The sequence below is a fragment of the Rhizosphaericola mali genome (assembly GCF_004337365.2).
In the GTDB taxonomy this organism is placed as follows: Bacteria; Bacteroidota; Bacteroidia; order Chitinophagales; family Chitinophagaceae; genus Rhizosphaericola; species Rhizosphaericola mali.
The window spans coordinates 4,007,266-4,018,801 of the sequence record NZ_CP044016.1 but is presented as its reverse complement, the minus strand read 5'-3'; the positions used below and the strand labels follow the sequence as shown (position 1 = coordinate 4,018,801).

General features: G+C 33.9%; 8 protein-coding genes. 3 read left to right on the top strand and 5 right to left on the bottom strand.

Annotation, left to right across the window (positions count from 1 at the left end; all coding sequences use genetic code 11):
- The first annotated feature begins 384 nt into the window (after positions 1–384).
- Positions 385–1,014, top strand: a complete 630-nt coding sequence (locus E0W69_RS17175) for a TetR/AcrR family transcriptional regulator (RefSeq protein ID WP_131331295.1) — start codon at positions 385–387, stop codon at positions 1,012–1,014.
- 237 nt (positions 1,015–1,251) lie between these two features.
- Here the strand turns inward: E0W69_RS17175 and E0W69_RS17170 are convergent, their stop codons facing one another.
- Positions 1,252–2,382 carry an FAD-dependent monooxygenase gene (locus E0W69_RS17170; protein ID WP_191967894.1) on the bottom strand — a complete coding sequence of 377 codons (1,131 nt, stop codon included), beginning with the start codon at positions 2,380–2,382 and terminating at the stop codon, positions 1,252–1,254.
- Positions 2,383–2,543: 161 nt separating this feature from the next.
- On the opposite strand from E0W69_RS17170, the gene E0W69_RS17165 reads away from it, so the two are divergent.
- Both E0W69_RS17165 and E0W69_RS17160 read left to right on the top strand, forming a co-directional pair.
- On the top strand, positions 2,544–4,865 hold the full coding sequence (locus tag E0W69_RS17165) for a TonB-dependent siderophore receptor (RefSeq protein ID WP_131331293.1): 2,322 nt from the start codon (positions 2,544–2,546) through the stop codon (positions 4,863–4,865).
- A gap of 492 nt (positions 4,866–5,357) precedes the next feature.
- Positions 5,358–5,858, top strand: a complete 501-nt coding sequence (locus E0W69_RS17160; protein WP_131331292.1) for a GNAT family N-acetyltransferase — start codon at positions 5,358–5,360, stop codon at positions 5,856–5,858.
- On the opposite strand, the gene E0W69_RS17155 is transcribed toward E0W69_RS17160, so the two are convergent.
- The 4 genes from E0W69_RS17155 to E0W69_RS17140 all read right to left on the bottom strand — a co-directional run bounded on the left by E0W69_RS17155 (position 5,855) and on the right by E0W69_RS17140 (position 11,510).
- Positions 5,855–8,041 (bottom strand): PepSY domain-containing protein, encoded by a 2,187-nt coding sequence (locus tag E0W69_RS17155; protein WP_131331291.1) that lies wholly within the window; start codon positions 8,039–8,041, stop codon positions 5,855–5,857. The genes E0W69_RS17160 and E0W69_RS17155 overlap by 4 nt on opposite strands.
- Positions 8,042–8,054: 13 nt before the next feature.
- Complete coding sequence (locus E0W69_RS17150) at positions 8,055–8,540, bottom strand: DUF2271 domain-containing protein (RefSeq protein ID WP_131331290.1); 486 nt, start codon at positions 8,538–8,540, stop codon at positions 8,055–8,057.
- Positions 8,541–8,544: 4 nt separating this feature from the next.
- Complete coding sequence (locus E0W69_RS17145; protein ID WP_131331289.1) at positions 8,545–10,050, bottom strand: ankyrin repeat domain-containing protein; 1,506 nt, start codon at positions 10,048–10,050, stop codon at positions 8,545–8,547.
- 164 nt (positions 10,051–10,214) lie between these two features.
- Complete coding sequence (locus E0W69_RS17140; protein ID WP_131331288.1) at positions 10,215–11,510, bottom strand: DUF4374 domain-containing protein; 1,296 nt, start codon at positions 11,508–11,510, stop codon at positions 10,215–10,217.
- Positions 11,511–11,536: the final 26 nt, after the last annotated feature.

Genomic DNA, 11,536 nt, shown 5'->3' with positions numbered 1-11,536 from the left:
CGAAAGCCTTTTTTACATTTTTATTGATTGTAATTTATTTTAAAAAGACAATCGTCCAATAATAATATTAAAGTAACTACCACATAAAAGATAATATTATTAATTTCCATTTTTTTAAATAGGTGAAAAATGATGCTTTCATAAGTTAGCGCATCTACTATTTCGTAAAGAAATAGATCAAAATCTTGTTATATCAATATTTTACAAATTCTTAATTCCATTAATGTTATAAAGCACACTATTCTTTTTAGCAATTCGCTATAAAAAATAAAAACTAGCACTTTAAATAACAAAATCTTTTATGTGGCGTTTTCTTTAGAATGCAAATATATTCAACATTTGTTGAATATATAAATATTTTGAAAAAAAATTTGAACTTTGCTCATGGCAAAACTCACCAAACCAGACGCGACAAAAAATAATATATTAGCAGCAGTGCGAGAGATATTGCTGGAAGAAGGTTATACCGGGCTTTACATAAGAAACATTGCTAGGAAAGCGAAAACGAGTGGTAAGATGATTTATTATCATTTTGGCAGTTTAGAACAATTATTGGATATTTATATCAATGAAACTGATTATTGGAAAGGTTTGGATAAAGCTTTTGCCACAGAGGAATTTGCTCAATTGAGATCGCAACCAAAAGATTTAATGACACATATATTCAGAGCACACTATGAATCTTTTGAAAAAAGCGAAGAAATGCAAAAACTCATTTTATGGGAAGTGAGTAAGTATAGTGATTCATTAAGAAAAGATTCTGACGCTCGTGAAGCATATGGTGAAAGAGTGTATGAAATTGTTGATCCTATATTCAAAGACAAGGATCTAGATTTTAGATCGGTGAGCGCAATAATTACAGCAGGGGTTTACTATTTGATTATGCATGCAAAAACCAATGGAAGTACATTTTGTGGTAGAGATATTAATAAAGAATCGGATCGAGAATTAATGTTGAAAACGATAGATCAACTAGTGGATATGTCATTTAAAATGGCTAACGCTAAAAAATAGTTTTTCTAATGTAAATAACAATCGCCTTTGAATTTTCAAGGGCGATTGTTATTTAAAGTTGAGCGACTATAAACCATAGTTACCAGTTAAAGCTTTTATTTCAATGCTTTGTTGGCAAATAATGGCGTTTCTTCATGATTGTTTGAGTCAGGTGCCACTTGATTATCGTGTGCAGCTTGAGGTAATGTGATATTATGTTCCTGGAAAGTCAAGGCATTATTTAAAACCGTATAATAGTTACTTATCTATTTTTGCAAGTCTAAATAATTTCTCTACCAAAATTCGATTGAATGAGTCGGGTAATGCGCGCATTATGTAATTTCTAATGTTAATGCATTGCGCATTTTTCCAATGTGATATTTTTCCTAGTTTCCGACTATTGTTTTTTATAAATTTTACTTTTTTATTTCTATAATGAAATAATTTATTTATGCCATAATTGATAGAGTATTTTTGAATTAATTCCCCAAGAATAAAAGCATCTTCAATTGCTTGACATGCTCCTTGCCCTAAATTTGGAGTCATAGAATGAGCTGCATCACCTATTAGTACAATCGAATTGTTCCCCCATTGTTCTAGTAATTCTAGTTCTTTTATTTCATCCATATACACGTTTTGTGTTGGAGTACTGAATACAAGCTCTTGAGCCAATAAAGGAAATTTTTTGACTAGTGTATTTTTATATTCTATATTAAATACACTTCCATCATTATCCGCAACTAAAAACCAATAACTCTGGTTTTCATTTAATCTATTCATTCCAAATCGTGCACCAGGAGCCCATGCTTCTAAAGAAATATGAGCATATTTTTCTGGTAAAGAAATTGTGGAGATCCCTCGCCAAGCAATTTGCCCAGCGGATATTATCGCAGCGGTTGGAAATAAATTTTGCCTAATTTTAGAGTAAATCCCATCTGATGCGATTATGTAATCATAGTTAATAATTGAACCGTCTTTAAAAATTATGGTTTTATTATTTATATCTATAGTGTCTAATTCTTTTCCATAACTTATATTATCTTCTCCAATATTATTTACTAATATATTTTGCAAATCTGATCGATGTATGGAAATATTATACGAATTATATTTTTTTTCAAAATACGCTAAATCTTGAATTGAATTTGGATGAAATTTATTGTCAGTTAGATGTATTTTTGAGATAATATTTCCTTTTAATAATATTTCTTTTCCTATTCCAAGATTTTTATAAATCTGCATCGCATTATTGGCTAATAGAATGCCTGCTCCTCTAGTATTAGGCGCTTCTGATTTTTCAAATAGTTGAAAAGATATCCCCAATTTTTTTAAAACAAGAGCCATTGTCAACCCTGCTATGCCGCCACCTATGATGCAAATTTTTTCCATTGCAAATTTATTCATTAAGATATTTCTTACATGCTATTATTACGAAGTAAGAAATATTTTATCTATATTTTTATTTTCTCTTTTCGTAATCCTGTTAATATATTTCAAATTTAGCTTTGCACGCCACTTTAACAGTCATTTTAAATTTGAATTAAAGAAACGTGAATAAAAATATTAAAAACTGCACAAAACTAGCTCTCGCATTTTTACTAATAGCACCTCTTAGGAGCCCCGCTCAGCAAAATAGTTTGAAAGGGGTCATTTATACAAAAGATAGTTTACCTGCGAGAGATGTGGAAATTATCGTCAATGATAGTATATCAACGAACACAGAGCGTAAAGGAGAATTTAATTTTATTGATTTAAGTGGAGAAAAAATCAATAAAATTGAATTTAAGACAGAAGGTAAATTAGTATTGACAAAAAAATATACAAATGGAATCAATGAGGGAGAATTAAATAATTTTTATCTACCATTGACTCTTGCTCAGTTAAAAGAAGTGATCGTTTCTTCCTATCGCAGAAATTTACCTTTAAGTACGGAAGATTTGGGTAAAATGCCTATGAAAAATCTTGAAAATCCACAAGTCTATAGTGTAGTTCCACACCAATTAATGATTGAGCAAAATGTTACAAATTTGCAAGACGCATTACGCAATGTCACTGGCGCCGCCGTATCAGTAGATCCAGCAGGAGGTACACACATTACTTCAAGAGGATTCTCTACCCCGATTGGAGCAAGGAATGGTATGCCATATCTTGGTGTAGGTAGAAGTGGGCTAGATCCTGCGAACGTAGAGACTATTGAAGTTTTAAAAGGTCCAAGTGGGACCTTGTTTGGTAATGCAATAACGTCTTATGGAGGACTGGTGAATTTAGTGACTAAGAAACCGTTTGATGTTGTGAAATCTGAAGTTAGTTATACATTTGGTTCCTACGGATTACAGAGAGTTACAGCAGATGTAAATGCTCCGTTGAATAAAGAAAAAACAGTCTTATTTAGAGCTAATGCAGCTGTAAATAAGCAAGGCTCTTTTATGATTGCTGGTCATAATAATCGATTATTTTTTGCACCAAGCATTACTTTTCAAGCGACTGATAGATTGAAACTGTCTTTGGATGTTGAGATGTATAGAGAAGATGTTACTAAAACGCAATATATTAGTAGTTCAGGTCCATTAACTATAAATTCGATTAAAGATTATCCGATTCAATACAATCAGACTTTCTTTGATAATAGTTTCAATGCAATTGCTAATAATTTCCGAACTTTTGCTAAAGCGGAATACAAACTTTCCGATGACTGGACATCCACTACAAATGTTTCTTTTAATAATGAAGATTTGAATAAAAGCTTACAAGGTTATTTGTATTTTAAGGGATCGGATAGTGTGACTATTCAAGGTGGAGATTTCGGCCCTATTAATACAAATACTTCTGATTTTCAACAAAATTTCAATGGAGATGTTCGTTTTTTAGGAATGAGACATAGAATTTTATTTGGAATTGATTATTTCAATTACGTATCCAAACGTTATAGTCGTGGTACGCCAGTATTGGGAACGATTAATTATCTAACGAGCTCAAGATTGTTTTCTCAACAAGATGTGACGAACGCTTATGGTACTGCCAATGTAGCGACTACCAATTCAAATTCTGTGAACAATCGTCTTGCGTCTTATGTTTCTGATTTAATAAACATTACCAAAGGTTTGATGATATTGGGGAGTGTAAGATATGATAGATATATGGCTAAGAACCCAGGTGGTTATAATCAAAATTCTTGGACGCCAAGATTTGGAATAGTATATCAACCAATCTTAGATGTGGTATCTATCTTTGGAAACTATACAAGTGGATTTACCAACTATAATACTGGAATACAACCAGACGGTTCTACGTTTTACTATAAACCTTCTTTTGCCAATCAATGGGAAACTGGGGTGAAAGTAGACTTGTTGAAAAATAGATTAATCTCTACCATTAGCTATTATAGTATTAAAATTAACGATGCGCCTCGTACAGGCACGGATGGTACGCTATATCAGGATGGACAACAAAAAAGTAATGGCTGGGAATTTGATTTAAAAGCGAATCCAATTAATGAATTATCAATCACGGCAGGTTATGTTTACAACAAAAATATTTACTTAAGATCAACGTCCACTTCTGGCTATTTGAATTCAGGAAGCCCAAAAAATATTGCTAATTTATGGGTGAGCTATAGATTTGCCAAAATACAATCACTAGAGCATTTTGGTATGGGAGCCGGGATGAATTTTGTGGACAAAAGTTTCATGGATGTAAATAATACAATTTTATTACCTTCTTACACGCTTTTCAATGCATCTGTATTTTATGATGCCAATAATTGGAGATTGGGCATTGCTGTCAATAATATTAGCAACCAAAAATACTGGAACTCAATCGGTACCGCTCAGATGCCAAGAAATATTTCTTGCAATGTTGCTTTCAAATTCTAATTTATTTAATATTAAATGTCCTCGCAATTGTAGAAGTTGCGAGGATTTTCATATATGAGAAAAAATAATCCAACTTTTGATCATTTTTTGGAACTACATGAAAGGATTAACAAAGAGAGAAAAGGAATATATCTCTATAGTTTATCCTACAGAAAAAAGAAAAACTTAAGAAGATTATTTTTTGGAAAATAGGGTATGCCGTATAGTCAATTGTATTATAGTTAGCAAGACTCTAGCCAAATTATACAAATTAAAAAACAACTTTATGGCCAATTGCCCCTAAGAAACAAATTGTAGAATATTAATTTTGAATTGCATGTTGGTAATACTTACAGACTACCTACAAAAAAATTAGCCCTTTTAACATCATTCGTAGGAGCAAGTTTACCAGTTACAGGTTTATTATTTGACTGAATCCGAAAAATAAGCTTCGTAAATCTGTTTCTTAAAAATCTGTATAAATATCGAGTTACAAAATCCTACTTTTGTTCTATGGAAAAGTTGAGCTATAGAGATGCACAGAAATCCGATCTTCAACGGATTGTAGATATTTATAATACGATCGTCGCGGGACGTATGGTGACCGCCGATGAAGTAGAAGTTACTGTAGAAGATCGCTTGGTTTGGTTTGAAGCTCACAATCCAAACACACGCCCACTTTTGGTTATAGAAAATGAGGATCAAAACGTCATTGCTTGGGTAAGTTTTCAATCCTTTTATGGCAGATCTGCCTATAATAAAACGGCGGAAATTAGCATTTACATAGATCCTGCTTTTAGAGGTAAAGGTTTAGGTAAGAGGATCTTAAATGATATGAAATTGCAAGCTCCGCAATATGGTATTGAAACTATTTTGGCTTTCATTTTTCAACATAATGTTCCAAGTATGACACTATTTCAAAAACAAGGATTTGAAATCTATGGAAATCTACCAGAAGTTGCGGAGCTTGATGGGATTAAAAGAAGCTTGATAATATTGGGATGTAAGGTCTAATAACAATCTGATTTGATCTGGTTATTAGATTGGTAAATGTGATAATTTGCACAATTTTTTTCCAATATTTCCAAAATATCTTTGTGCATTTGTAAAGATCCACAAATCATTATTTGACCTCCATTATCCAAAATATCTTTTACGATCGACATATCTTCTTGTAACAAATGGGAAACATATTGCTTATCTTCCGTTTCACGAGAATAAGCAATTTTGAAATTGGAAACTTTGTTTACCGATTTAAATTGTTCAAGTTTGGACGTGATATTTTTTTGCAAAGCGTGTTCTCTTTGAAATCCTGCATATAAATGAACGTCAAATTGTTGCGTGTTTTCTTCCAACATTCCTAAGAATGGTGCGATCCCTGTACCATTAGAGATCATGATGGTTGTTGGTTGATTATCATGTATATGAAAACCGTGGTTGGATTGAACGGCGGCATTTATTTGTTGGCCATTTTTCAAATTATACAAAAATCCAGAACCTAAACCAGAAGCATGCAATTTGACAATCAGTTGTATCTCCTCTCCCACTTTTCCGATAGAATATAATCGTTCGATATGATCATTTTTTGGATAAATGGCAAATAGATCACCTGAAGTAAATTTCATTTTACTATTCGGTTTCAATTTTACCAAGAAAGAAGACTCCTCTCCTTCCAAAGCTGTTTTTTCTGTTACAGTGAAGCTTTCTTTTTGAATCTTATCCTCTAATGAATAATAGGTGGCCGTATCGATTAAGGCACATTGATTGACATCGGACCACGCTTTTACCCATTTGATAAAATCGGTAGTTGATTTTTCGTCTACTTTATATAATGGTAATTGCGCTTGTAACCAATTAACATCTTTTACTGCCTCCGCTACACGACTAGCAAATCCACAGAAATCTGGATATTGCGTAGAACCAAAGCCGACAATTGAGTAATCAATAAGATTCATCGCAGTAATTTCATCCAATTTACCCAAAAATCTATCTGCATTTCCAGGTGCATCACCTAGACCGTAAGTGGACGTAAAAATGATAATTTTACTGGTGCTTGGAAAAACTTCAAAGTTATTTAGATCGGTTTGATAGGTTGGAATTCCATGCTGATTTAATTGCTCCGCAATTTTATTGGCAAAATGGATTGTTGTTCCGTTTTCCGAACCGACATATAACAATACCTCCGCGGTGTCAGGTTTGATTTTATTTTTTAATTTGTTTTTCTGACGTTTAAATGTGATGGCAAATCCAGAATAAATGAAAAATAGAATTCCGAAAGTTGCTATTGTTAAGAAAATTGCCCAACTCGCGCTGGCTTGACCGGTATGTAGAACTAAACTTGTTGTGAGAAATAAATGCATTAATGGATAATTTTTTGTGTCTTCGATTTTTCCGTCAAATTGATTGACTAGAATTTCCTTGTCTTGGAGTTTGATTTTGTAATATTCATCTGGATCGTCTGCAAAAGGGAAATCGATACTTTGTACATCATTTAAATGAATAGTTTGAAATATTTTAAATTTAGATGGATCGATTTGCTCGGATTCTCGTCCATTTTTTGGAACGCGAAGTTCGACTTTTTTATCGTTTAAAATTCCTAATTTTTCCATTGACAAAACTGAACCAGTAATCGCAATAATCAGAATGAATACCAAACTCCATCTTCCCAAGTTTACATGATAGTATTGAGAGAAGGATTCTTTGGAAAAAGAAGCAAAAAATCTACGCACACCATTCTGCTGCTTTATGACCAAAGCAATACCAGAAATTGTTACGAAAACCAATATTAATGAGGTAAGTCCGACAATCAACCTACCCGTTTCGTGTAGGAATAAGGATCTATGTAGCGATGTTACACTTTGAATAAAAGGTGATTTTTCTTGATATTTCCCTAAAATCTTTCCGGTATTGGGTTGGATAAAGCCGGCAACTTCTTTCCCATCGAGATCTAACGCTTTCAATACCACAAAATGATGATCTTTCACTTCCAAACTTGTCACTTCCGTATATTCCGATTGTAATTGCGGGATGAGTTTGTCTAGCGTAACTTGCTTTACTTCCTTAACATTATATGGCGGTTGAGGACTTTTCGCTGCATCAATCCCCAATATAATACCCGTAACAGAAGCTACTGACAAAAATAAAAAACAAAATACAGCCAACACAAGGTGGCTGTATCTCCAGAAAGATAATTTCATTGTATTCTAAATCCTATTTAGCGATTTTACTTAAACGTACATATTTGATATAACCCGTACCGTCTGCCTTACCAGCTAATGCTGCAGTAGTAAGAGGAATCTCTGCATCTTTTTCATTATACTTATGATCCTCTACCGCGGATTCAAATCTCAATTTGTAACCCGTATTTATTTTACTATCCTCTATTTCAATAACTTTTACAGTACGATCTCCACCAGAAATAGAAGCACCAGTAACAGCACTCAAATTGGCATTACTTTTTTTGTAAAATTTATACCAATCTTTTAGACTCTTGTACCACTTGTCATCGTCACCGATAATATAAAGTGTTTTTTCGTAATCTCCTTTGCTATTAACAAGGGAAACTGCAATGTATGCACCATCTCCAAGATAGCTGGACATTTGGATCATACATTTATATTTGGAAGATTGTGCATGAGAGACAAATGGTAATCCAAGCATCATCAAACCACCGAAAAGATAATTTTTAAGTTTCATATTCTTATTTTAGAAAATCTATAGAAATATTATTTTTAGTTAAATATTCATTTTCCTTTGCCAAATCGTAAGCCGTCTCATCCATATCCGTTTTGACATCTTTTTGAGCGCCTGCTTCAATTAAATATTTCAAAACTTGGTCATTTTTAGAGATCATCGCGGCTCTCTGCAATGCGGTCAAACCGTCACTATTTTTAGCATTCAGATCAATATTCAAATTGGAAATTTCTTTAAGTAAATCGACTTCATTTTTGGCAATGGCAAGATGATACAATGTATTGCTGCCGTTTTGTAAAGCATTTAATTGAACGCCTTTAGACTGCAATAGCGCTAATTTTTCTTTGAAATCCTTGCCATTATCTCCGCCACGTCCCATACCGCGACCTGCATTTTTTCCTCTATAGGATTGGATAAGATAATAAGCCAAATTATTTCCCTTTGCATCTTTGGCTTCTGGATTGGCTCCATGTTCGAGTAAATAATTGACCACTTGCGTATTTCCATTTTGCACCGCATTCATAAGTGGCGTCTCTCCTTCTTTATTGGCAAGATTGATATTTTTTAATTTGGGTAAAAGCATTGCCAATACGGAGGTATCGCGACTACTACTTGCATAATAAAAAGGCGTATTGCCGGAGTTATCTACCTGATTGGGATTCGCTCCATTTTGAATAAACCAAGAGATAATTTCTTCTTGTTTAGGTTTACGTACGAGCGCATCCAAGGCATTTTCTCCACTTTTGTTTACCGCGCTTGCTGGAATACCTACGCTGGTAATATATTGATATACGTCCAAAGTACTGGCACTTCTACGTGTACCTTGACTAGCAAATATCATTGCATTTGCAGTAGGAAAAACTCCTTTTTCTTTTAATTTTTTCAATAAATCAATATTGCCCACACGAGCCGCATAGTCAAATGCAGTATTACCGTCTGCATCTTTATCTTTTAAGGAAAAACCTTTGGATACTAGATAATTACTTAATGTCAAATCGGGACTATCGTTGCCCACAGAAACCAAAAGTAAAGAAGCTCCTTTTTGGTATTTCTTTTTGATGTCTGCTCCTGCTTTTATAAGGGTTTCATATACGTCAGTATTTTTAACACCACCAGCCGCCGCAAAAGATAAGGCTGTCATCGCATGACTATCTTCTGTATTTACATTCGCTCCTTTTTGGATAAAGTATTGCATTGCTGGGACATTTCCTTTCATGGCTGCCCAAAATAGATAAGTTCTACCATCGTGCGTTAATTTTTCTACGGAATTGCCTTTTTGTTCGGTTAAATATTTAATAGTTTCGATTGGCGCATCATTCATGATGGCTAATACGACCGCATCAAACGCCATTGGATTCATTTCACTTGGACTTGCTCCTTTGGAAATAGCATCTTTAACAGTTGAAATGGAAGGTGTTGCTTTCCAAAAATCTTGGTCAAGCAAGGTATTTTTATTTTGCGCTTGGCTATGCAATGCTGCAAGGAGTAACGCAGACAGAAGTATTTTTTTCATATAAAAATGTGGTAAAAAAATTTGAATAAAATTAATTCTAAAAATGAGTTGGGTTGTTTCGAATTGCGGAAATTTTTAATGTTGAAGTCATGATTTAACAAATAAAAGACACGAAATCTAATATATGAGATCGTGTCTTTTATATATGTGAGATAATTTGTTTATTAATCTTTTTTCAAATATCCAACAGCTCCAATACCAACAGCATCTACTTCCAAGCCTCTTGTTGCAGTATTTTTTGCAGGATCAATAATATAAACCGCAGGTTTCATATTTTCCACAGTTACTGGAAGGTAAATTTTGCTATTCAACGAAGTTGGTAATCCCGTTCCAGTTATAGTTGTGGAATCGGGCATACCGCTAGCAGCATCTAACCATTTGAAACTTTGATCTGAAGTATTTACAATACCATAAGCTGTAGATCCTTGCAAAGTATTGGTAATATTTCCCGCTTGATTGTAAAATTCCAACAAGAAATAACCATCAGAAATATGCCACACTCTTTTGAATTTATGATTGCTCGCCGCAGATTGTATGTCCATATAAAAGCTTTGGTCAAATGTTGTAGCCCCTTTGTTGATACGGATAACGCCTGCTTTTTTAGTTGTTGTACTTTCGTATGCTCCTGAGAATACATAGGTATTACCATTGTCATCGTCTGCCATCTGAGAGTAGTATTGAGAGCGATAGCGGCCAGAACTATAACTGATACGTCCATCTCTATAAATATTTTTTACATTAAGATTTGCATCAAATCGAATTACCCAACAGCTATCTGGAAAATTAATTGTGCCGGAGGAAGAACCGCCACCAGATCCAGCAGCTTTGCTACCTGAAAGTACTGCACTCGTCAAGAATGTTCCATCTCCCATGTCCACTATTCCAGAAAATGTGGCTTGTTGCGTATTTCCTACAAAATTGGAAGTCGCAATAGTTTTCCTAGTATTAGCATTACCGTTTCCAACATCATAGAAGTTAAATACTGCTACTGTATCTTTTTGGCCTGGATGTGTAAGCGAATCAATATATCCACCAACAGAAGAAACAACATAATTTCCAAAAGGTCCGTAACTAGTAAAACGATCTACAATCTCTACATCTCCACCAGATTTCTCTAACTTTCCATTGGTATTCAGTTTATAACTAACGCCTAATCCTGGATCTCCTTGTTGATATAAAAGCCCAAATGCTCTATCTGAACTATGAAATACCCACGTGTAAGCGCTAAATAACTCAACTCCATCCCCAACAATAGTTAATGAACCATTGTCCAATGTTGGAGTCGCTAGTAGATAGCTACCATTTGCAGAGGTCGCAGATATGAAATAGCCACCAGTTGCGTCAGATGGGATGATTGGATTTGAGGAACCAATACTACTATCACTTTTGGAACATGCAGTTAATGTTCCTGCGGCAATTGCGATAGCAACTGCGCTGTTTAGAATTTTCTTTGTTTTCATTTTTATTTTTTGTTGTGGTTATCAAT